This window comes from Gemmobacter aquatilis (assembly GCF_900110025.1).
In the GTDB taxonomy this organism is placed as follows: domain Bacteria; phylum Pseudomonadota; class Alphaproteobacteria; order Rhodobacterales; family Rhodobacteraceae; genus Gemmobacter; species Gemmobacter aquatilis.
Genome location: NZ_FOCE01000001.1, coordinates 242,652 through 265,624 on the forward strand (window position 1 = coordinate 242,652; position 22,973 = coordinate 265,624).

General features: G+C 64.0%; 18 protein-coding genes. 3 read left to right on the forward strand and 15 right to left on the reverse strand.

Features of this window, described 5'->3' with window-relative positions:
• Positions 1-7: 7 nt before the first annotated feature.
• From BMX43_RS01155 to xylF, 11 genes are all read right to left on the reverse strand, one after another.
• Complete coding sequence (locus BMX43_RS01155) at positions 8-337, reverse strand: hypothetical protein (RefSeq protein ID WP_091295592.1); 330 nt, start codon at positions 335-337, stop codon at positions 8-10.
• Complete coding sequence (locus BMX43_RS01160) at positions 337-1,410, reverse strand: EscU/YscU/HrcU family type III secretion system export apparatus switch protein (RefSeq protein ID WP_091295595.1); 1,074 nt, start codon at positions 1,408-1,410, stop codon at positions 337-339. Before BMX43_RS01160 ends, BMX43_RS01155 begins: the two co-directional genes overlap by 1 nt.
• Positions 1,407-2,177: a flagellar biosynthetic protein FliR gene (locus BMX43_RS01165; RefSeq protein WP_091295598.1), complete on the reverse strand. Its 771-nt coding sequence runs from the start codon at positions 2,175-2,177 to the stop codon at positions 1,407-1,409. Before BMX43_RS01165 ends, BMX43_RS01160 begins: the two co-directional genes overlap by 4 nt.
• Positions 2,174-4,237 (reverse strand): flagellar biosynthesis protein FlhA, encoded by a 2,064-nt coding sequence (flhA, locus tag BMX43_RS01170; RefSeq protein WP_425431760.1) that lies wholly within the window; start codon positions 4,235-4,237, stop codon positions 2,174-2,176. Before flhA ends, BMX43_RS01165 begins: the two co-directional genes overlap by 4 nt.
• Positions 4,234-4,914 carry a transglycosylase SLT domain-containing protein gene (locus tag BMX43_RS01175; protein WP_091295602.1) on the reverse strand — a complete coding sequence of 227 codons (681 nt, stop codon included), beginning with the start codon at positions 4,912-4,914 and terminating at the stop codon, positions 4,234-4,236. The genes flhA and BMX43_RS01175 overlap by 4 nt, the downstream gene beginning before the upstream one ends.
• Before the next feature lie 86 nt (positions 4,915-5,000).
• Positions 5,001-5,438: an SRPBCC family protein gene (locus BMX43_RS01180; protein ID WP_175481986.1), complete on the reverse strand. Its 438-nt coding sequence runs from the start codon at positions 5,436-5,438 to the stop codon at positions 5,001-5,003.
• A gap of 111 nt (positions 5,439-5,549) precedes the next feature.
• Positions 5,550-6,851, reverse strand: coding sequence for a xylose isomerase (xylA, locus tag BMX43_RS01185; RefSeq protein ID WP_091295608.1), 1,302 nt, complete (start codon positions 6,849-6,851; stop codon positions 5,550-5,552).
• On the reverse strand, positions 6,848-8,287 hold the full coding sequence (gene xylB / locus BMX43_RS01190) for a xylulokinase (protein ID WP_091295611.1): 1,440 nt from the start codon (positions 8,285-8,287) through the stop codon (positions 6,848-6,850). The genes xylA and xylB overlap by 4 nt, the downstream gene beginning before the upstream one ends.
• A gap of 1 nt (position 8,288) precedes the next feature.
• A complete protein-coding gene (locus BMX43_RS01195) occupies positions 8,289-9,047 on the reverse strand; it encodes an ATP-binding cassette domain-containing protein (RefSeq protein WP_091295616.1) in 759 nt (252 codons plus the stop codon).
• A 13-nt stretch (positions 9,048-9,060) separates the two neighbouring features.
• Positions 9,061-10,380, reverse strand: coding sequence for a sugar ABC transporter permease (locus BMX43_RS01200; protein ID WP_091295625.1), 1,320 nt, complete (start codon positions 10,378-10,380; stop codon positions 9,061-9,063).
• A 143-nt stretch (positions 10,381-10,523) separates the two neighbouring features.
• On the reverse strand, positions 10,524-11,549 hold the full coding sequence (gene xylF / locus BMX43_RS01205; RefSeq protein WP_091295628.1) for a D-xylose ABC transporter substrate-binding protein: 1,026 nt from the start codon (positions 11,547-11,549) through the stop codon (positions 10,524-10,526).
• Positions 11,550-11,762: 213 nt separating this feature from the next.
• Here xylF and BMX43_RS01210 point away from each other — a divergent pair, with 213 nt between their 5' ends.
• The 3 genes from BMX43_RS01210 (at position 11,763) to BMX43_RS01220 (ending at position 18,784) form a co-directional block, all read left to right on the forward strand.
• Positions 11,763-13,040, forward strand: a complete 1,278-nt coding sequence (locus BMX43_RS01210) for an ROK family transcriptional regulator (protein WP_091295631.1) — start codon at positions 11,763-11,765, stop codon at positions 13,038-13,040.
• Between the two features lie 81 nt (positions 13,041-13,121).
• Complete coding sequence (locus tag BMX43_RS01215; protein WP_091295634.1) at positions 13,122-14,948, forward strand: autotransporter assembly complex protein TamA; 1,827 nt, start codon at positions 13,122-13,124, stop codon at positions 14,946-14,948.
• 2 nt (positions 14,949-14,950) lie between these two features.
• Complete coding sequence (locus BMX43_RS01220) at positions 14,951-18,784, forward strand: translocation/assembly module TamB domain-containing protein (protein WP_091297001.1); 3,834 nt, start codon at positions 14,951-14,953, stop codon at positions 18,782-18,784.
• Here the strand turns inward: BMX43_RS01220 and BMX43_RS01225 are convergent.
• The 4 genes from BMX43_RS01225 to BMX43_RS01240 form a co-directional block, all read right to left on the reverse strand.
• Positions 18,778-19,638, reverse strand: a complete 861-nt coding sequence (locus tag BMX43_RS01225; protein ID WP_091295638.1) for a YihY/virulence factor BrkB family protein — start codon at positions 19,636-19,638, stop codon at positions 18,778-18,780. The two genes, BMX43_RS01220 and BMX43_RS01225, sit on opposite strands and share 7 nt — an antisense overlap.
• A gap of 97 nt (positions 19,639-19,735) precedes the next feature.
• Complete coding sequence (locus BMX43_RS01230) at positions 19,736-19,960, reverse strand: hypothetical protein (protein WP_091297005.1); 225 nt, start codon at positions 19,958-19,960, stop codon at positions 19,736-19,738.
• A gap of 81 nt (positions 19,961-20,041) precedes the next feature.
• Positions 20,042-20,713: a YjbF family lipoprotein gene (locus tag BMX43_RS01235; protein WP_091295642.1), complete on the reverse strand. Its 672-nt coding sequence runs from the start codon at positions 20,711-20,713 to the stop codon at positions 20,042-20,044.
• Positions 20,692-22,914, reverse strand: a complete 2,223-nt coding sequence (locus tag BMX43_RS01240; protein ID WP_091295646.1) for a YjbH domain-containing protein — start codon at positions 22,912-22,914, stop codon at positions 20,692-20,694. Before BMX43_RS01240 ends, BMX43_RS01235 begins: the two co-directional genes overlap by 22 nt.
• Positions 22,915-22,973: the final 59 nt, after the last annotated feature.

Sequence of the window (22,973 nt, forward strand, 5' to 3'; positions counted from 1 at the left end):
CCCGGCCCTATCGCCGCTTTTCCGCCAGTTGGCCCAGCGCATCCGCCTTGCCGAACGCAAGGCGGGCTTCGGCTTGCCGTTCCATCCAGTCTGCGGTCTGCCGCGCCAGCATCAGATTCAGTTCGGACCGGCGCAGATCGGCCCAGCGTTGATAGCCAAGCGTGACCTGCGCCGCGCTGACCAGCGGCAGATCGACCGCAGCAGGCACCGCAAGACCATCGAGCCGCGCCAGGGTTTTCGCCCGCGCTTCTGCCGCCTGGTGCAGTTGCGCCAGACGCTGATCCTTCATGAGCGCCGCAATCCCCTGCAAAGCCCGCAATTTCGCCCTGTCCTTCATCACATCCCCTTGCGTTTGGCGCGTTTGCGCATGGATTCGGCAAAGCGGATCGCCGCCGCGACAGCCTTGTAATCCTCGCGCCGCACCTCGGCACCCAGATCCAGCGTCGCGTGCAGGGCGCGGGCGATTGGCGGGTCGCTGTGGATTGGCACCCCGGCAAGCTGCGCCCGCTCGCGGATCCGGGCGGCGATCTCGTCCATCCCCTTGGCCACGCAGACCGGCGCGCGCTTGGCCGCCCGATCCCAGCGCAGCGCCACCGCGTAATGGGTGGGGTTGACGATGACGACATCAGCCTCACCAACATCACGCAGCATCCGGTTCAGTGCAATCTCTTGCCCCTTCTGTCGCCGATGCGATTTCGCATGGGGATCGCCTTCCGACTCCTTGTGCTCGTCCATCATCTCTTGCCGGGACATGCGGGCGTTGCGGGCATGTTCCAGGCGCTGCCACAGGTAATCCGCGCCGCCCAGAACCACCGACAGCAAGAGTACGATCGTCAGGAAATCCACCGCCAGATCCATCAGGATTTCCATCCCCACACCGGGGGCAAGGCCCAGCGTGCCCAGGATCGCATCCTGCCGTGCAAGCAGAAAATGCCCGAGGATCATGCCGATCAGCAGCATCTTGACGGTGTTCTTGGCGAATTCGAACAGGCCCGCGCGCCCGAACTTCTGCCCCGCATTGTGCAACGGCGAGATGCGCGACAGTTTGGGCATCAGGTTGGTGGGCGTAAGGACGATGGCGCGCTGCACCACCAGCATCGCAATCACCGCCAGCGCCGGCAGCAGCACAAAGGGCGCAAGCCCACCCAGAACCCCGCCCATCACTCCCGCCAGGGGCGCAGCCCCCCCCGCACGAGCCAGCCGGTCCGGCTGATCCAGCAGCATGAGCAGCGCCGCCCCGATCCGCTGCACTGCCCAGACGCCGGGGCCCAGTATGGCCAGCAGCAGCCCGGCATAGGCGGCAGCCGTCAGCAGATCGGGCGAACGCGGCACCCGCCCTTCCTTGCGCAGATCCTCCAGCCGCTTTGGCGTGGCGTCGAATTGCTTGTCGTCGCTGTCTTCCCCACTCATGGCGCGAAGGGGTCCGCCAGAAAGCCAAGAAAGGCGCCGTGCCAATGGGCCAGCAACAGGGGCGCGGCCAGCGCGAACAGGATCAGCCCGCCCAGCGTCAGCGCTGGGGCGCCGATGAACGAAACAGCAAGGGCGGGCATCGCCCGGTTCACGATCCCCAGCGCGAGATTGTAGAGCAACGCCGCGATGACGAAAGGCAGTGCCAGCGAGAAGGCCAGCGAGAAGGTGCGCCCCACCTGTAGCACCCCCCATTCCGCCAGATCCGGCGCCGCCAGCATCTTGCCGACCGGCAGCAATGCGTAGGAGTGGATAAGGAGTTCCGCCATGCGGACATGCAGGCCGCTCGTCACCGCCAGGGCAAGAGCAGCCACGGTCAGGAAATTCCCCATCACCGCCTGCGGCTCGCCCGCCGTGCCACCGAAAAGCTGCGAAAGCGAGGTGGATTGAGCGATCATCATCCCTGCGGTCTGCAGGGCAAAGATGAAGAACCGCAGGCCAAGGCCCAGCACCAGCCCGGTAGCGGGTTCGGTCAGCAGCGCAAGGGGCGGCAGGTGGCCCCCCGGCTCGGCTCCCATGACGGCGGGGGCCACGATCAGCGTGAAGGCCAGCGCAAGCGCCAGACGGATACGCGGCGGCAAGGACTGTTCGCCAAAGGCAGGCATCACGGAAATCGCGGCGCCGACCCGCAGGAACACCAGAAACCCGGCCAGAAGCAGCGGCTGGGTTAGCCCGAACAGCCCGGCCAGCGTGGCGATCAACCCACTCACGCCGGAACCTGCCCGACCATCGCAGGCCGCGCCTCCATCCCGACCTCTTCATACGACAGCACCGGCGCAGGCAGGCCCTTGGCGGCCAGAACGGTGCGCAAAAACCGCCGTCGCAGGGTCGAGGTGATCAGTGCCGGATAGACTCCGCCCTCGGCCGCGCGCGCCAGCTTTTCGGCCACGGCATTGGCAAGGCGGCTGAACTGGTCGGGCGGCAAAGCCACGTCGCGCTGCCCGCGTTCGCCTTCGATCTGATAGGTGGCGAAGGTCTTTTCCCATTCCGGCGCAAGCTGGATCAAGGGGATCGTGCCATCCTCACGTTTCAGTTCGGCCACCAGTTGGAAGCCCAGACGCTGGCGCACATGATCGCAGATCGCCTCGGGCATATGCAGGCTGCGCGCCTCGGCGATGGATTCAAGGATCAGCGGCAGGTTGCGGATCGACACGCGCTCTTCCAGCAGCAGGCGCAGCACGGCCAGCAGCAGATCCACCGGCACCTTGTCGGGCACCAGCTCGTCCATCAACCGGCGGTTCGCCTCGGCGCGGGCGCTGTCGGAAACATTGGAGAATTCATCCATCAACCGGCGCAGGTTGCGCAGGGTCAGCAGCCGCGCGAGGTTGGATTTGAGCACTTCGAGCAGATGAGTCGCCAGAACCTCGGGCGGGGAAACAACGGTCAGGCCGGAAATCGCGGCCTCTTCCTGCGCATCGGGCAGAACCCAGCGGGCGGGCGCGCCATAGACCGGCTCGCGCACGTCGATGCCGTCAGGCGCGGGGGTGCCGTCGCTCAGCAGCACCAGAACCCGGTCGGGGATCAGCCGGTCGCGCACCCGCTCCACGCCCTGCAGGCGGATGCGATAGCTGCCGGGCAACAGCGCGGCGTCGTCGGTCAGCCGGATTTCGGGCAGGATCAGACCAAAACTGGTGGCAATATGGCTGCGCATGTTCTGGATGCGCGCATCCAGCCCGGTGGCCGGATCCAGCACCATGGTGATGAGGTTCGGGGCAAATTCGATGTGGATCTCGTCGAAATCCAGCACGTCCCCCATGGATTTGCGCTGCGGCGCGGTCGCTACGGCCTCGGCCGCCGGGGCAGCCGCAGGTTTGCGCCCGCCCCGCCAGGCGGCATAACCCAATCCTGCGGCGCCCAGCATGAAGGGCAGGAAAGGCAGGCCCGGCACCAGCGCAAACAGCCCGAGCAGCACCGCCACCGTTGCCAGCGCGGCGGGATATTGGCCCAACTGGCGGAAGAACGACACATCCACCGCGCCTTTCGATCCACCCCGCGCCAGCAGCAGCGCCGCCGCAACAGAAATGATGACGGCGGGGATCTGGCTGACCAGACCATCGCCGACGGTCAGGATCGCATAGGTTTCAAAGGCTTCGCCAACGGGCATCCCGTGAATCAGAATGCCCATCACCAGCCCCATCACGATGTTCAGCCCGGTGATCATCAGCCCGGCCACCGCATCGCCCTTGACGAATTTCGATGCCCCGTCCAGCGAGCCGAAGAAGTTCGTCTCGGCCAATTCGCGTTCGCGCCGCGCCTTGGCTTCGGTGTGGTTGATCGCGCCCGCCGCCATGTCGGCGTCGATGGCAAGCTGGCGGCCCGGCATCCCGTCCAGCGCGAAACGGGCGCCGACCTCGGCCATGCGGCCCGCACCTTTGGTGATGACCATGAAATTCACGATCAGCAGCACGCAGAACACCACGAGGCCCAAGAGCAGGTTGCCCCCCATGACGAAACTGGCAAACCCCTCGATCACATGGCCTGCGGCATCGGTGCCGGTATGGCCCTGCCCGATGATCAGCTTGGTGGAGGAAACGTTCAGCGCCAGCCTCAGCATCAGCGAGGCCAGAAGGATCGTCGGGAAGGCCGAGAAATCCAGCGGGCGCTCGACGAACAGCGTTACGGTGAACATCAGGATGGCCAGCGCGAACGACACGGCGAGGCCCAGATCGACGATCCATGTCGGCACCGGCAGAATCATCATCGCGATCACCGCCATGAGTGCCAGCGCCAGAAGGACGGTAGGCCGGAGCATCTGCGGCAAGCGGATCATGGCGCCCCCCTGAACAGCGCGGCGCGCGCCGCCAGTTGCGGCACGAGCGAGCCACGCGTGCCTGCCCCTTCGCCCGCTGTCAGCAGCGGAAACAGGTTTTCGCGTGGCACTTCGGCCTCTGGCGCGGGGCCAAGATCGGCGACGCGGTAGGGGGACAGGCCCTCCAGCACCTCGGCAAAGCGCGCTTCGTATCGGTCGGCATGTTCGGTGGTGGCCGAGTGATAGGCGCCCGCCGCCGTGACCCAATCGCCGGTTTCGCGGTATTTTTCGGCCAGAAACCCGGCCGCGTAATGGGCGTTGATTTCAGGGTCGAACATCGCGGTCAGCGAGGAAAACGCGGCGCCGTGCCAGCGGTAATTGAGCTGGAAGCACCCGATGTCGATATTGCCGATACCCGCCGCAACCTTCATGGCTACGAAGCTTTCAGCCTCTGCCGCAGTATCAAACCAATAGCCGCTGCCGCCCTGATTGACGGCCCAAGGCCAGGGTTCCAGCCCAATGGGCCCGGATCGCCCCGTTTCGGTGCGGGTGAGGGCGCGCAGCACCTCGACCGGAACACCTGTGGCGAAGGAGGCCCGTTCCGCCGCCTGATCGCACAGGGCTGAGGCGCGGGCGAACAGCGGTGCCGGCAACAGGGCCAGCAGCAGCGCCAGAAATCTGGTTGGGCCGGACAGCATGGATTCGGATTCTCCGATGGCGCAGGTCTGCCTGCCACCTTAGGAGCCGAATCTTTCCAATCGGTAAGCGCGCGAAAATTCTTGCGTCAGACCTCGGTCGTCGCAGCAAGTTTGCCCAAGCGCCCGATGAAATCACCGATCAGTTTCTTGGCGGTGTTCTTCAGCACAAATGCGCCAAGCCCGCTTTTGCCGATCCCGACTTCGGCGCTGACACCATAGGCAAGGCGCGTGCCCGCTCCCTCTGGCGTCAGGCTGACAGCGCATTTTCCGCTATGTTTGGCACCGATCTTGCCGTGGAAGGTCAGGCTCTTGGGCTTGTCCATATCCTTGCGCTGCAAATGGGCCACGACCTTTTTCTGAACGAAGCCCAGCTTCAGATCGAGCGCCACATTCAGCCCACCCTCTGGCTTGCGGGTAATGCTGCTGCAGCCGGGGATGGCGCTTTGCAGGCTGTCATTGTCCATGAGGCATTTCCAGACAGCCGGAACCGGCGCTGCGATAAAAATCGAATCTTCAAACTGCATCGGTGCTTCCCGGTCTGGCATGGCCACGGGCGCCCTTTATGCCCGCGTCGGTCGGAACGCACAGTATGGCGGAAGCGGGGCCGCGTGCAAGGTCACGCGGCCCCGTCCGGTTCAGATGAACCTGTTCCAGAGGTTTTCCAGTCGCTCTTGCCGCCCGGATGTCGGCTGCGGCTCCAGCCCCTCGGCGGTCACGCGGGCGGCCGCCTGATCCAGTGACCCGGCCAGCATTGCCTGCGCCGACGGGGTTTGCCACCCGGCATAGCGGGCGCGGCGGTTGGCCTCCAGTTCATCGGAGTCGAGGCAGGCAGCGGCAGCTTTCAGCGCCCGGGCACAGGTATCCATCCCACCGACATGGGCGAGGATCAGGTCTTCCGGGTCAAGGCTCTGACGCCGCACCTTGGCGTCGAAATTGGTGCCGCCGGTGGTATAGCCACCCGCGCGCAGGATCTCATAGAAGGCCAGCGCCTTTTCCGCATGGTTGTTCGGGAACTGGTCGGTATCCCAGCCGGATTGGTAATCGTTCCGGTTCATGTCGATGGACCCGAAGATACCCAGTGCCGCAGCCGTGGCAATTTCATGCTCGAAGCTGTGCCCGGCAAGGATGGCGTGGCCCTGTTCGATATTCACCTTCACTTCGCCTTCCAGACCGAAATCCTTCAGGAAGCCGTAAACCGTGGCTACATCATAGTCATACTGATGTTTGCTCGGTTCCTGCGGTTTCGGCTCGATCAGGATGGCGCCCTTGAAGCCGATCTTGTGCTTGTATTCCACCACCTGTTGCAGGAAACGCCCCGCATGGGCGCGTTCGGCCTTGAGGTCGGTGTTCAACAGCGTCTCATAGCCCTCGCGCCCACCCCAGAGCACATAGTTCTGCCCGCCGAGCTTCAGCGTGGCATCCATGTTCGCCTTCACATTGGCGGCGGCATAGGCATAGACATCCGGGTCGGGGTTGGTGGCGGCGCCAGACATCCAGCGCTTGTGGCTGAACATATTGGCGGTGCCCCACAGAAGCTGCGTCTTGTGGCTGGCCTGTTTCTCGCCCAGGTAATCGACGATTTCCTGCAGATTGCGCAGCGTTTCGGCGAAGGTCGCGCCTTCGGGGCGGGCATCGGCATCGTGGAAGCAGTAGAAGGGCGCACCGAGGATGTCGAACATCTCGAAGGCCACATCGGCTTTCAGCTTGGCCAGTGCCATGCTGTCGCCGAACCAGGGGCGATCAAAGGTCTGCCCGCCGAACGGATCGCCGCCCGGCCAGGCAAAGCTGTGCCAATAGGCCACGGCGAAGCGCAGGTGATCTTCCATCCGCTTGCCCAACAGGATTTCATCCGGGTTGTAGTGGCGGAAGGCAAATTCGTTGGTGCTTTCAGGGCCCTCATAGCGGATGGCCGGGATACCCTTGAAGAAGTCGGTCATGTCAGTCCTCGGATTGCGGATTGGGCGGCACGAAAGCGGGCATGGCCCGCGTCGAATGCGTCAGAAAGGGCGGCAACGGGGTCGATCACCCGCGCGATGGGGGGGAGTGTGGCGATCTCGGCCCCCGCCCCGGTGGCGGCCATGAGTGCGAGGCGTGCGGCGCCGAATGCTCCACCGAAATCGCCCGCTTTGGGCAGCAGCACCGGCACGTTCAGCGCGGTGGCGATGGCCTGCAGCCAGTAATCGGACCGCGTGCCGCCACCCACCGCGATCAGCCGTTCCAGTCGCGTGCCGGTGGCGGCCAGTGCATCGCGGCAATCACGGATGGCGAAGGTCACGCCTTCCAGCACCGCGCGGGTGCCGGCGGCGCGGTCGGTCGCGTGTTCCAGCCCGGTGAAGGCGCCACGCACGGCGGCATCGTTCAGCGGTGTGCGCTCGCCGCCCAGATAGGGCAGGAACAGGGTCTTGCCGGGGGCTTGCAGCGCGTTCAGTTCGCCGGTCAGCGCCGCTGCGTCCCGATCCACGAAACGGCCATACCAGTTGAGCGCATCGGTCGCGGCGAGGATCACCCCCATCTGATGCCAGGTGCCCGGCAGGGCATGGCAGAAGGTGTGCACGGCGGTTTCCGGCGCGGGCTGATAGCCGTCATTCGCGGCAAACAGCACGCCCGAGGTGCCAAGGCTGACGAAAGCATCGCCCGCCTTCACCACGCCGACACCGACCCCCGAGGCGGCATTGTCACCGCCGCCGCCCGCGATCACCACGCCCGCAGGCAGGCCCCAACGGCGGGCCAGTTCGGCACGCAGCGTGCCCGACACGGCAGAGCCTTCGACCAGCCGGGGCATGTGGCTGCGGTTGAGCCCGGTCGCCGCCAGCAGATCATCGGACCAATCGCGCGCGCCGGTATCCAGCCAGCTCGTGCCCGCCGCATCCGACATTTCAGCGACATGATCGCCGGTCAGCCAGAGGCGCAGATAGTCCTTCGGCAGCAGAACCTTCGCCACCTTGTCCCACAGCGCCGGTTCATGCGCGCGCACCCAATCCAGCTTGGGCGCGGTGAAGCCGGGGAAGACGATGTTGCCGCTGATGCGGCGGAACATCGGGTCACCGTCCAGCACAGCCGCCTCGACATGGCTGCGGGTGTCGTTCCACAGGATGCAGGGGCGCAGCACCTCGTCCGCCGCGTCCAGCAGCGTTGCGCCATGCATCTGGCCCGAAAGCCCGAGGCCGCGCACTGCTGCAAGGCTGGCCTTGCGGGCCAGCGCATCCATCACGGTTTCCGCCGCCGCGATCCAGTCGGCAGGGCTTTGTTCGCTCCACCCTTCCGCCGGGCGGCTGACGCTGAGCGGGGCGGTTGCTTCCGCCACCACCGCCTGCGCCTCGTCCATCAGGATGCCCTTGAGGCCCGAGGTGCCAAGATCAAGCCCGATATACATCTCAATAGGCCTGCGGGGGCTTCTTGCCCATGATGATCATGCCGAGGATGTCGTCATCCGTTACCTCGCCCACGTTCACCGTGCCGACGCGCTGGCCGTTCTTCATCACCACCGCACGGTCGCACAGGTTCATCACGGCATGGATGTCATGCTCGATCAGGAAGATGCCGAGGCCCTGCTTCTTCAGCTCCTGAATAAGCTCTGCCACCATCTGCGTCTCGTGCGGGCCAAGTGCGGCGGTGGGTTCATCCATGATCAGGATCTTGGCGTTGAAATAGACCGCCCGCGCGATGGCCACCGATTGCCGCTGCCCGCCCGACAGGGCCGAAACCGGCACGTTGAACTTGTGGAAGTTGGGGTTCAGACGGCCCATGATCTTGCGCGTCTCGGCCTCCATCGCGGCATCGTTCAAGAAACCGCCGGGGCCGACCAGTTCGCGCCCCAGAAACAGGTTGGACGCCGCATCGAGGTTATCGGCCAGCGCCAGCGTCTGGTAGATCGTCTCGATGTTGTAGCTGCGCGCATCGCGGGGGTTGTTGATCTCGGCCTTCTGGCCGTTGATATAAACCTCGCCACTATCGGCCTTGTAGGCGCCCGACAGGCATTTGATCAGCGTCGATTTGCCTGCGCCGTTATGGCCTAGCAGGCCCACAACCTCGCCCGGATACAGATCGACGGTCACATGATCCACCGCCTTGATCCCGCCGAAAGAGATCGAGATGTCGCGCAGTTCGACGAGGGGCGTGCCCTTGTTGCTCATGTCTCAGCCCCCCTTATTTGGTTTTCTTGCGGTAAACGATGTCGAGATAGACGGCGAGAACCAGCACGGTGCCGACCACGATGTTCTGCAGCGCTGCGTCAAAGCCGATCAGCACCATGCCGGTCTGCAGCGATTGCATCACCAGCGCACCGATGATGGCGCCATAGATCGTGCCCACGCCCCCGGCCAGCGAGGTGCCCCCGATGACAGCGGCGGCGATGACATAAAGCTCGTCCAGCGTGCCCAGGGCGTTGGTGGCCGAGTTCAGACGGGCCGAAGCCACGACCGAGGACAGCCCGGTCAGGAACCCCATCAGGGCGAAGATCTTGACGGTCATCCATTTGGTGTTGATGCCCGACAGTTCTGCCGCATCCGGGTTGCCGCCGATGGCAAAGACATAGCGGCCAAAGCGGGTGCGGGTGGCCAGCACCGTCATCACCACGCCGACACCCATCAGGATCAGCACCGGGATCGCCCAGCCATGCGAGATGAACATTCCGCCTTCCGGCACAGTCAGCCCGTTGGCGGCGGCAAATTGGGTCACGATGCCCTTGGGCCAAGGATAGGCATTCACCAGCAGCGTGGCGCCCAGAACCAGCCCGCAGCCCAGCACCGTCAGAAAGTATTCTGCCCACATGGGGCGCAAGGCAAAGCCATGGCGCGCGCGGTTCTTGCGGCCGCCGAAAATCATCCACAGGATAGCGGCACAGGCGATCAGCGCCACGATCCAGCTGCCAACAGCGCCGACCGAGCCGTAAGGCCCGCCGCCCAGCAGCGAAAAGGTGGAGTCCAGCGGCGAGATTGTCTCGCCCCGTGCCAGCAGGAAGGCCGCGCCGCGCCAGACCAGCAGCCCGCCCAGCGTGACGATAAAGGCCGGGATGCCGCGATAGGCGATCAGCCAGCCATGGAAGGCCCCGATCAACATGCCCAGCGCCATGCCCGCCAGGGCGGTGACGATCCAGATCATCGGGCTGCCCAGACCGAAGACATCCGGCAGGATGCGCGCCTGCAAAATGCCCATCGCCATGGCGCAAAAGCCCAGAACCGAGCCGACCGACAGGTCGATATGGCGGGTGACGATGACAAGCACCATCCCCGTGGCCATGATGCCGATGGAGGCCGTCTGAACCGACAGGTTCCACAGGTTGCGGGGGGTCAGAAAGGAACCCGCGCCCTTGAAGGCGACGCCGAAAAGATGGAAGCCGATCCAGATCAGCAGCAACGCGCCGACCATGCCCAGAAGGCGGGTGTCGATCTCGGTGGCTTTCAGGAAACGTGCGACGGGGCTGAGATTGCGGTCAGCCGCTTGGGAAGGTGTGGGGGATGTGGTCATTGGGGCGTCCGGCACTACGGGGTGAAGGGTGCAGACGGGCAGGCGAAGGGGCCAATCCCCGCCGGGCCTTTGTCGCAGATGAAGGCGGCGCAAGGCCGCGACAGGAAACGCCCGGCACAGGTTATGTGCCGGGCGCCAAGCCGTTACTGGCAGGCCGCCACGTCGGCGGCAGCGCCTTCACAGGCCTGCTCTTTCGAGATCACGCCCGCGTCGATGACGACATTCAGGTTCGCCTTGGTGATCGGAGTCGGCGCAAGGAAGATCGCGTTCATTTCAACGCCCTTCTCCCCGCCCGAGAACTTGGTTGCGCCTTCGATGGCGTCCAGCGCCGTGCCACCGGCCAGAGCCGAGGCGATTTCAGCCGCCGACTTGCCAAGCTGGCGCGAGTCTTTCCACACCGAAACGGTCTGGGTGCCACGGGCCACACGGTTCAGCGCGGCCAGATCGCCGTCCTGCCCGCCGATCGGAATGTTCAGGCCCTGCGCCGACAATGCAGCAATCGCACCGCCCGCCATGCCGTCATTCTGCGCCAGAACCGCGTCCACAGCGTTGCCGTTGGCGGTCAGGATCTGCTCCATGTTCTCTTGCGCACCTTCAGGCTTCCAGCCTTGGGTGAACTGCTCGCCCACGATCTTGATGTCGCCCGAAGCCACCTTGGGCGCCAGAACCTCTTCCATGCCTTCACGCAGGAAGCCGGCGTTGGCATCGCCCGGATCGCCCTTGATGATCGCGTAATTGCCCTTCGGCGCGGCGGCCACCACCTGTTCGGCGATGATCTTGCCGACGCCCTTGTTGTCGAAGGTCAGGTAGAAGGCGCGCGGATCTTCGATCAGGCGGTCATAGGCAACAACCGGAATCCCCTCGGCAGCGGCCTTTTCGATGGCCGGGCCGATGGCGTCCTTGTTGTAGGCCAGCACGATCAGCGCGTTGGCACCCTGCGCGATCAGCGCTTCGATGTCGGTCAGCTGCTTGGCTTCCGAAGCCTGAGCATCGGCCGAAATGTAGGAATTGCCTGCCGCTTCCAGTGCGGCCTTGATCGCGGCTTCGTCGGTCTTCCAGCGCTCCTCCTGAAAGTTCGACCAGCTGACACCGACAGTCAGGCCCTCGGCCAACGCGGCAGACGAAAAACCGGCAGCCGCGATGACCGCGGCGAGCAGTGCGTTACGCATGTGTATCCTCCCTATGGATGCGGCCAGCGCATGGCCTGTCCGACGGATTCGCCGGTACGCCCTGAAAATGCCGCCATTAAATTCAGTTGTCAAAATAAAAATATCGTTCAAAACTGGACGTGCTCAGCATATCCGCAATTTATCGCCGCTATGCAGCATTTAGAGGGTATGTCGGATGCGTGATGGGCAATATTTTCTTCGGAGAAAAAAGTAATGCGGCCGCAGGGACCAGGCGATGCGCGGATGGAAGAACGGCTGGGCTGTGGCCCGCTGATCGCACCGCTGACGGAACAGACACGCCCGCTGCGCCAGCAGGTGTTCGAGCGTGTCCGCGCCGCAGGGCTGATTGCCCGGGTGCAGGTGGCCAAGGATCTGGGGGTCTCGCCCGCTTCAGTCACCACGATCACGCAGGAGCTGATCGAGGTGGGGCTGATCGAAGAGGTTTCGGCGCAGCGCGAAGGAGATCAGGGACGCGGGCGTCCGGCGGTGGCGCTGGGGGTGCGGGCATCAGCGCATCTCGTTGCAGGGATGAAGCTTTCTGACCGTGAGCATACGGCAGTAATCGTCGATTTCGCGGGCAATCTGATCGCCGATGCGGTGATTGCACGGCGCCCGGGCGCCATGACCCTGCCCGAGCTTCTGTCCGCGATGGAGACGTTACTGGCGCAGGTCTGCCAGAAAGCGGGGCTGGATCTGCATGATCTGAAGGCGGTGGGGCTTGGGGTGCCCGGTTTTGTCGATTGCGAACAGGGGATGGTCCTGTGGTCCTCGGTGTTGCTGGACCGGGGGGTGGCCTTGGGGCACGCTGCCTCGATGCGGTTCGGCGTGCCAGTGCATGTGGACAACGACGCCAATCTGGTGACGCTGGCCGAACTGTGGTTCGGCGCCGGGCGGGCCCTGTCGGATTTTGCCGTGGTGACGATCGAACATGGGGTCGGCATGGGGTTCGTGTTCAACCATCGGATCTATCGCGGCGCCAAAGGTCTGGGCATGGAGCTCGGTCATACAAAGGTGCAACTGGATGGCGCCCTGTGCCGCTGCGGACAACGTGGCTGCCTTGAGGCCTATGTCGCCGACTACGCCCTTGCGCGCGAGGCAACCACCGCCCTGAACTGGAGCCACAAGGACGGCCAGTCGATCAACGTGCTGCTGGAAAGCCTGTATGACCATGCTAAGGCGGGCAATACCGCCGCGCGTTCGATCTTTCGACGGGCAGGGCGCTATCTTGCGGTCGGGCTGTCAAATGTGGTCAACCTGTTCGACCCGTCGCTGATCATCCTGTCGGGCGAGCGGATGCGCTATGATTATCTCTATGCCGCCGAAACGCTGGCCGAGATGGAGCATCTGGCCATTTCGACCGGGCGCCCGAAACCGCCGATCGAGATCCACGCCTGGGGCGATCTGCTTTGGGCCCATGGCGCAGCGGCACTGGCGCTTTCAATGGTGACCGAACGTTTGCTGACCGCCCCGCGCGAGATCGCGGCACAGTAGCAGTTTGGCCTGCGGAGCAAGCGCAAGCGATTGTGGTTGCAGGGGCAAGCTGCAATACTCCACCCGTATTGCTTCGGGGGAATGCGCGTGTTTGATTTCCGTTTCCGGCCCGCCTTTGGCCTTGCCGGGGCCGCCTGCCTTGCAATCGGTGCTTTCGCCGCGCCCTCGGATGCGCTCGACAAGCTGGAATTCCGGATCGTCGGCGGCGAGACCGAACTGCGCGGCGCGTTGAGAGACGCGTCGCTGGTCAGCGCAGCCAAGCGCGAAGGGCGCACCGCGCCGGAAGACATCCTTTCCGCGGCGCGGGCGGAATATGGTCGCATCGTCAATACCTTGTATGCTCTGGGCTATTATGCACCCGTGGTGCATGTGCTGGTGGATGGCCGCGAGGCCGCAACGATCCCGCCGCTGGATACGCCCACCCGCATCGACCGGGTCGAGGTTACGATCGATACCGGGCCAGCCTTCAAATTCTCCGAAGCGACGGTCGCGCCGATCCCCCGTGACACCCACCTGCCCGACCAGTTCGCGCCCGGCAAACGCGCGCGCAGTGATCTGATCAAGGAAGCCGTACAGGACGGGGTGGATGGCTGGCGCGACATCGGCCACGCCAAAGCGGATGTTGCCGCGCAGGACATCATTGCCGATCACCGCAGCAACCAGCTTGCCGCCCGCATCGCGCTGGACCCCGGGCCACGGCTGAGGTTCGGCACCCTGACGGTGGAAGGCCAGGACAGGATGCGCCCCGAGCGGATCATCGAGATTGCGGGCCTTCCCGAAGGCGACATCTACGACCCAGAAGACCTGCGCCGTTCGGCAGACCGGCTGCGCCGTAGCGGTGTGTTCCGTTCGGTCACGCTGGCAGAGGCTGAAACGATCACTCCGCCGGACCTGCTGGATATCAACGCAACCGTGGTCGAAGAACTGCCGCGCCGCTATTCGCTGGGCGCCGAGGTCGCCAGCTTCGAAGGGCTGGACCTGACCGGCTACTGGCTCCACCGCAACCTGCTGGGCGGCGGCGAACGGCTGAAGGTGGAAGGCGAGATCACCAATATCGGCGCGCAGAACAGCGGCACCGATTACTCCCTTGGCGTCACGCTGGAACGCCCGGCCACCTTCACGCCCGACACGACACTGGGGTTTTCGACAGAGGTCGTCCATCTTGACGAGGCCGATTATACCTCTGACGGTTTCTCGCTCGGGACCAATATCACGCAATACATGTCAGACCGGCTGACCCTGAGCGTGGGGCTGGAATATGCCTATGCCGATGTGCAGGATGGCAGCGGCAGCTATAATTATCGCCACCTCGCCCTGCCGCTGGGGGCCACATGGGACAACCGCGACAACAAGCTGGATGCCCGCAAGGGCACCTATCTGGATGCGGAACTGCGCCCCTTCCTGGGTTTCGGCACCACGGACAGCGGGCTGCGCGTCAAAGCCGACGGGCGCGGCTATGTAACCTATGGCGAGACACGCCCGGTAACGCTGGCGGCACGCGGCCAATTGGGCGCCGTCTTTGGCAGCAGTCTTCTGGGCACACCGCGCGACTATCTGTTCTACTCTGGCGGGGGCGGGACAGTGCGGGGGCAACCCTATCAATCGCTGGGGATTCCGGTATCGAAAGGCCTCTACTCCGAACAGATCGGTGGCATGGCCTTTGCCGCCCTTTCGACCGAGCTCCGGGCGCGGGTCACACCCAAGATCGGCATCGTGGCCTTTGCCGATGCCGGCTATGTCAGCGCGATCGACTTCGGTGACGAAACGGGCGACTGGCACGCCGGTGCCGGGCTTGGCCTGCGCTATGACACCGGCTTTGGCCCAATCCGCTTTGACGTGGCAACGCCGGTGGCAGGCGATACGGGCGACGGGGTGCAGATCTATATCGGGATCGGACAGGCTTTCTGATGATGAAACGATTTCTTACGCTCGCCCTGTGCCTGATGCCGGTGACCGCCTTCGCGCAGGAAGACGACAAGAGCTATCTGGCCGGTCTGCTGGAAGGCTATCTGTCCGGCGCCGGGCGTGCCGTCACCATCACCGGCTTTGAAGGGGCGCTGTCCTCGCGCGCCACGTTGAAAGAACTGACCATCGCCGACGATGCCGGGATCTGGCTGACCCTGCGCGATGTCTCGCTGGACTGGAGCCGCGCGGCGCTGCTGCGGGGCGAAGTGTCGGTCAACGAACTGACCGCAGGCGAGATCATCGTGGCGCGCCCGCCAGAGACAGCCGCCTCTGACAGCCTGCCTGCCGCCGAGGCTTCGGGCTTTGCGCTGCCCGATCTGCCGGTGTCGATCAACATCGGCAAACTGGCCGCCGCCCGCATCGAACTTGGCGCGCCCCTGCTGGGTGAGCCACTCGAGGGCACGCTGGATGCCAGGATGTCGCTCGCCAATGGCGAAGGGCAGGCCGATCTGAAACTGAAGCGCACGGATTCCGGGCCCGCGGGGCAGGTGGCCCTTGTCGCTGGCTATGCCAATGCGACACAGAATCTCGCCATCGACCTTGATATGTCGGAAGCCGCCGATGGCATCGTGACGCGGCTGATCGGCCTGCCAGGTGCACCCGCAATTGCGCTGACCGTGAAGGGTGAAGGACCGCTGAGCGATTATACCGCCGATCTGCGGCTGGCCTCTGATGGGGCAGAACGGCTGGCGGGCAAGGTGACGCTGGGCAGCGGCGAGGCCGGGGTCATGCGATTTGCCGCCGATCTGGGGGGCGATCTGGCGCCGCTCTTCCTGCCGGAATACGCTGATTTCTTTGGAAACTCTCTGACCCTCGTCACCCATGGCACGCGCGAGGCCAGCGGGCGGCTGATGCTGGACGCGCTCGATTTCAAGACGCAGGCAATGACGCTGACGGGCAATCTGGTGCTGGGGGTGGACGGGCTGCCCGAGCGGTTCGACCTGCAGGGGCATCTGGGGCATGGCGGCACGCCGGTCGTGTTGCCCTTGTCCACCGATCAGGTGACCGCGCTCAACTCGGCCGATCTGGCGCTGCGCTATGATGTGGCGAAGGGCGAAGGCTGGACAGCCAATCTTCGGTTGTCGGGTCTGGACCGCGCAGACCTGACGCTGGAGGCGGCAACGCTGGCAGGAACCGGGCGCATTGTGCGAAGCACCGATGGCATACAAAAGCCAAAAGTCGAAGGTGATTTCGATCTGCTGGCGTCGGGCATCGCCTTCGCCGATCCGGCATTGGCAAAGGCCGTGGGCGAACGCTTCGGTGGCACCGTCAGCCTGCTGTGGCAGCAAGGCGCCGGAAAGGTGGATTTTCCGCGCATCAACCTTGATGGCGCTGACTATGGGCTGGATGGTAGCCTTGGCATTGCCGGGCTGGAAACGGGCATCACCCTGAACGGCACCGGAACGGCGCGGCTGGGCAATCTGGCGCGCTTTGCCGACCTCGCCGGGCAGCCGGTCAGCGGTTCGGGGCTGGTCACCCTGTCAGGATCTGCCTCGGTTCTGGGTGGCAGTTTCGATCTGACGGGGCAGATCGAAGGGCAGGATCTGCGCATCGGCATGGCCGAGGTGGACAGTCTGCTGGCGGGCCCTTCCGCAATCACCTTCTCGGTAGCGCGTGACGAGACGGGAACCATGCTGCGGCAACTGGATATTGCCGCACATAGCCTAACAGCAGAGATCACCGGCAAACTCAGTTCTGCGGGCAGCGACATCGGGGCGACCCTTGATTTCAGCGATCTTTCGGCACTTGGCGGTGCCTATCGCGGCAAGGCCACCGGCACGGCGCGCTTCACCGGCACGGCTGCGAATGGCAATCTGAAAGCCGATCTGAAAGGCGACGGGCTGGCCATTGGCGTGTCCGAGGTCGATTCCCTGCTGCGGGGCGCCTCGGTGATTTCTGCCGATGCCGGGATCAAGGATCGGGTGATCGACCTGCGCGCGCTGACGGTTAATGCCGCAACGCTGAACCTGCGGGCACAGGGCACTCTTGCCGAAACCGGCAGCGACGTGACCGCAACCCTTGCCTTCAGCGATCTGAAAACCCTGGGCGGCGGCTATCGCGGCAGCCTGCAGGCCGAGGCTGCCTTTACCGGCACAGCTGCGGCGGGCAAGCTGACCGCCTCCGCCACCGGGCGCAACCTTGCCATTGGCCAAGCCGAGGCAGACCGGGTGCTGGCCGGCGAAACCCGTCTGGCTGCCGATCTCACACTCGACAAGGGTCTGGTGAAGATCAACTCCGCCAGCCTTGCCAACCCCCAACTTTCGGCGCAAGCCCAAGGGGATATCGGTGCCACCTCGCGGCAGGTGAAACTGCAGGCTGCGCTGGCCAACATGGCGCTGTTGGTGCCAGAGTTTCCGGGGCGCCTGTCGATCACCGGCACGGCTATTGACGACGGCAAGGGCTATACGCTCGATCTGTCAGGAACCGGGCCGGGGCAGATCGCCGCGACAGTAAAGGGGCGGCTGGCCCCGGGCCTCACTTCGGGTGATCTGGCCGTGGCGGGAACGGCGCAGGCCGCGCTGGCCAATGCCTTTCTTGGGTCGCGCAACGTATCTGGCGGCCTGCGCTTCGACCTGCGGCTGAAGGGTCCGCTGCAGGTGTCTTCGCTGAGCGGGCGTGTGCAACTGTCAGACGGGCGGCTGGCCGATCCCGCCCTTCCCTTCGCGCTGGAAGGCATCGCCACCACCGCCGATCTGGCAGGCGGACGGGCAACGCTCAACGCCTCGGCGCGCCTCTCTTCCGGCGGAGACATCACGGCAAAAGGCACAATCGGCACCGCAGCCCCCTATGACGCCAACCTGACCGCGCAACTGCGGCAACTGGAGCTGAAAGACCCCCGACTGTATGAGACGCGGGTGAATGGCACAGTAACAGTTCAGGGTGGGCTGCTGCGCGGTGCGCGCATCGGCGGCGACATCGTGCTGAGCGAAACCGAGCTGCGCGTCCCTGATACCGGCATCGGTGCCGCTGCGGGGCTGGACGGGTTGCGCCATGTTGCCGAACCCGCCGATGTTCACGCCACGCGCCAACGTGCCGGACAGATCGCCGAAACGGCAGCCGATGGCAGCAGCACCTCGGGTCCGTCTTATGCGCTGGACCTGCGCGTTTCGGCGCCACAGCGGCTGTTCATCCGTGGGCGCGGCCTGGATGCCGAGCTCGGTGGCGAGATTCATCTCCAGGGCACCACCGACAACGTTGTCCCTTCGGGCGCGTTCAATCTGGTGCGCGGCCGGCTGGATATTCTGGGCAAGCGGCTGACCCTGTCTCAGGCGCTGATGCAACTGGAAGGAGATTTCGATCCCTATCTGGACATCCTTGCCTCCAACGAAAGCGACGGGATCATCAGTTCGGTACAGATCAAGGGCCGGGCCACCGATCCCACGGTGAGCTTCGTCTCGCAACCCGAACTGCCACAGGAAGAAGTGCTTGCGCGACTGCTGTTCGGGCGCGATCTGACCTCGCTTTCCGCGTTTCAGGCCGCGCAACTGGCCTCGGCCGTGGCAACGCTGGCAGGCAAGGGCGGCGACGGGATCATCGGCAAACTGCGCAAGGGCTTTGGGCTCGACGATCTGGATATCAGCACCGATGCTGAAGGCGGAACCTCGCTGAAGGCTGGCAAGTACCTGTCTGCCAACACCTATACCGAGGTCGAGGTGGATCAGGACGGGCAAGCGAGCATCAGCCTGAATCTTGATCTTACGGATTCGGTCACCCTGCGCGGCGCGGCCGGTGCAGATGGCGAAACCAGTATCGGCATCTTCAAGGAAAAGGACTATTGAGCGGGTAAAGGCTCTGGCGGCAGCCCCTCTTCCGGGATCATCGCCCGTTCGGCATCGACGGCCGCGCCGATCAGCACCGCATAGGCGCTGAGGTAAAGCCACATCAGCAGGATCACCACGGCACCGATGGAGCCATAGACCTGATTGTAATTGTTGAAATTGGCCAGATAGAACACAAACCCGCGCGACACTGCGAACCACAGGACAAGTGCCACCAGCAGGCCACGGGTGAACAGCTTCGGCCTGTCGTGATGATCGGGGCGATTGGGGCCGAACCTGTAGGTCAGCGCAAGACCCAGCACCAGTAGCGCCAATGACAGCAGGGTGTTCGCTACATCCAGCACAAGCGCGGTCATCGTGCCCAGAGGCAGGAAGCGCAGCACCACCGGCACCACAACAGCCGCCAGCAGGGCTGCCAGCGCGATCGCCACCAGCACCAGCGTCATCACCAGCGCCAGCACCAGATGATGCACATTCCCGCGTTCCGGGTGGTGGTGCACCGCGTTCAGGCCAGAGATCAGCCCCGCCACACCGGCCCGTGCAGACCAGAGCGCCAGACACAGCGAAAGCACCGTTGCCCAACCCAAGTCAGAGCTATTGGCCGCCAGCAGCGCCTCCAGCTGGGTATTGAGCAGCGAAAACGCGTCTGCGGGCAGAACATCTGCGGCGATGGCCATTTCCTGTCGGATGATCGCCGGATCTGCCCAAAAGCTCCACAGCGCGATCACCGACGAAATCGCCGGAAAGATTGACAGAAAGCTGAAAAACGCCACCCCGGCGGCGGTCATGCCAAGATTCGCACGGGCGGCGCGGGCCAGAATACGCTCGCTGCGGATCTTCAGGGCTTTGAACATGCGGTGCCATAGAGATGAGGGCGGGCAGAAAAGTCAAAGGGCCCGCAAGAAGCGGGCCCTTTTGCAGGCGCTTGGCAGAACCAGACGCCTTAACAGATCAGTGGCTGCCCGAACCATTGTCAGCAGCGATGATGGCGATGGTCGCCACAGCCAGCGCAGCCGGGATCAGCAGGGCGCTGCCGCCGAGGCTGCCCGAGGAAGCCGGAGCAACAGCAACAGCCGGAGCCGGCTCGTCAGCGATGACAACCGGGCCGCCAGCGAAAGCGGTGGATGCCGACACCAGAACAGCGCCAGCAGCGAGGAGGGTGGAAAGCTTCTTCATGTAAATCTCCGTCGGGTGGATTTTCATCAGACTTTTGGATAGCACAGGCAGGGCTTTCAAGAAAGCAGGAACACGGTCGTTTCAGTCGATTACATGCGAGACTGTGACATATCCGATATCATCGCCCAGATACTGGCGCGACTTGCGCACCCCAGAGGCATCCAGCCAAAAGACAGTCTCGAAAACCTCGCCGTCGGATTCGCAAGTTTCCTCAATTTTCCGCGTGTTATAAGCCAAGCCTTTGATGTCCACGGTCTCGGCGCCGACAGGCTTGGCCTGGCACGCCATGACGGTGCGAATCGGTTGATCCGCCCCATCCAGTTTGGTGAAGCTGCGATCATACCGGCCACCAGCGGAAAGTCGCGCAAGATCGGGGCCAGTCGCCTCGATGATGTCGGCATCTCCAAAGCCGCGTGTGGCGCGGATCTGGCCGCTGCGCAGCAATACAGTCTGCCGAGTCGCCGTGGACCAGATTTCTGCCCCGTCCCGGCGCGCAACCGGAACAAGGAACAGTCTGCCGTTTGGCGACAGAATTTCGAGAATCGGCTGTTTGAAGGCAGCCAGTTCAGCGCGGGTTGGCTCGGCCAGCGGGGTAGCGGCTTCGGACTTGCGCTTGATGATCGTCTTGGCCATGCCGGACACATGTTGCCAACCCGCCTCACCCCGATCAAGCGAGCCACAACCCGCGACACTGCCAAGCAAAAGCCCGGCGAGGATCATTCGCATCGGCATCATTTCCAGAACCTCCCCCATTGCTGGTCGATTCCGGTTTCGTGATAGTCCCGGATCGTCTCGTACAGACGGCCATCCACTTCCAGCCGTTGCCCGCCATCCCGCCCGAACGGGCGGATGACCGTGCTGGCCGATTTACGGGTGTCGCTGCCTGTGGCCCAGGCGAAGGGGATCTTGATCATGATGCCCTTGTCAAAGGAGCCAGAGCCGAAATCCTCCGCAGAGACATCGGTCTTGGTGGCAAAGGCACCGATGCGCCAGCCATTGGCGAATTCGCGTTCCACCGTCAGCGTGGCACCGACATCGCCAGCCAGATAGCGGCCCACGTCCAGCTCCACATTGAAGCCATTGTCGAAGGCATAGTAGCCCGACACATGCCCCGTCAGCACATTATAAGAGGACGGCCCGGTTTCAGTGCCCTTGTCATCGGTCTGGTAGATGCTTTGCGGCAGGGTGAAGCTGAAGCCCTGATCAGGTGCGCGCTGCGCGACATAGTTGACCTCGGCCCCGATCGCCCAGCGCTGATTCACCGGCTTGTAAAGAATTTCGGTCGAAATCCCGCCGAACATCCGTTCCAGATACCCCACCGAAACGCGGCCATACAGATCGTCGGTAAAAGCGGTGCGCCAGTGCAGCGCCAGCTTCTCCATCGCCGGGTCGCCCTCGGTATCATAGACATAGTTCGCCGAGCGCACTGGCTGCAGCGTACGGCCCGGCACCGGCGGCCGGTCATCCAGCGTGCCACCGATGTTTTTCGTCACGCTGCCCTCCAGCGTCAGGCCGCGCGCGATCTCGTATTCAGCGGCGAAGCGGGCACCGATGCCGTATTTCAGCGGTTCGTTCTGATCGAACAGCCGCAACCGCAGGTACGGCGCCAGTGACCAGCGCAGTGTCGGATAGACCTCGTTATTGCGGACGGTACCCGGCAGCATTTCCCCCGCGCCACTGATCACCGTGCTGGCCCGCATCGATTCCATGGCAGTCGGGCTTGTCTCAAGCCGTTCCAGATCGCTGCGCCGGATCGTGACTTTCGACGCCGGAATGCCATTGGCAAGCGGAACGATCTCGAACGTCTCGACCGAGGCGGGCATCACCGCCGCCATCGCCCGCGCCGTGCGGCCAATGGCCTGTGCTTCGGCATCCAGCCGGGTATTGCGCAGCCGGACTTGCGCCACAGCACTGGTATAGCCCAGCGATTCAACCACGATGCCGTCAGCTTCCAGTCGCTTGTTGATATTCTTCATCAGGATCGGCGCAGCGCCGTCCTGCGTCACCCATTCCGGCGACCAAGCGTCGGGATCGGAACTGCGGGTCGGACGCAACAGAACCGGCTCGGGTGCCGGGCGCCCCACTTCCCCCAGCGGGCGTTTGCGCGGATCAAGCGAGAAATGCGCGGCAATGCCGATCTCGTTGCCATAAAGGTAATAGGCGCCGAAGCGCATCATCGGCTGCGGTTGATACTCGATGCCAAAGTTGAACGGGCTGGCGCGATCAAATGTGCCGCGCTTCTGCGCCTCGATCTCATAATCGTCCGAGGAATACTCGGCCTTCAGCGTCCACTTCTCGTTCGGAGACCACTCCACACCACCGAAAGGGGCCATGGGACCGCGGAACCACTGGTCAAAATTGACATTACCGCCCTCGCCCACATCGACCGGATCACGATCCCCGAACGGCGAGCCGATGCTGCCATAGCTGCCCAGCCGCCCCCAGCCAAGACCGACCGTTGCCTTCAGTGTCGGGCCAAAGTTCTTGGTCGCGGCGATATACTCGCCCGACAGGATGCCGGTGCCCACGAAGTCCTGCAAACCCACCGTCACGGCGGGCACATAGCGCCCCTCCTCCAGCAGTTGATAGCGGATATCGAAAGAGCGGTCATAATAGGTTTCAAAGCTGTCCACCCCGGCATCTGCGCAATCGGGCTGACAGGCAGAATTGGCGTTCCAGTCGCGGATGCCCAGAAAGCGGAAGCTGGCAGAAATGCGCGGCGTCAACTGAAAGCTGAGCGTGGTGCGGCTGATCGGCCCGAAATGCGCGGTAGACCCGGTCAGGAACCCGTCTGGCTGCATTTCGCCCGAGGGCATGTCGATCAACCCGGTGGCACCGTAGAAGTTGAGCGAGGGGGTCGAAACGTCCTGCGCCTGAACAGACAGGGCGGAACACAGGGTCAGAACGGAGGTGGCAAGAAGAAACCTGCCCTTCGGTGCCGAGAATGGCTGCATCGTCCGGTTCGCCTTCAATTTTCTTTGCGTCACTCTAGGCTAAAGGCCCATTTGCAACA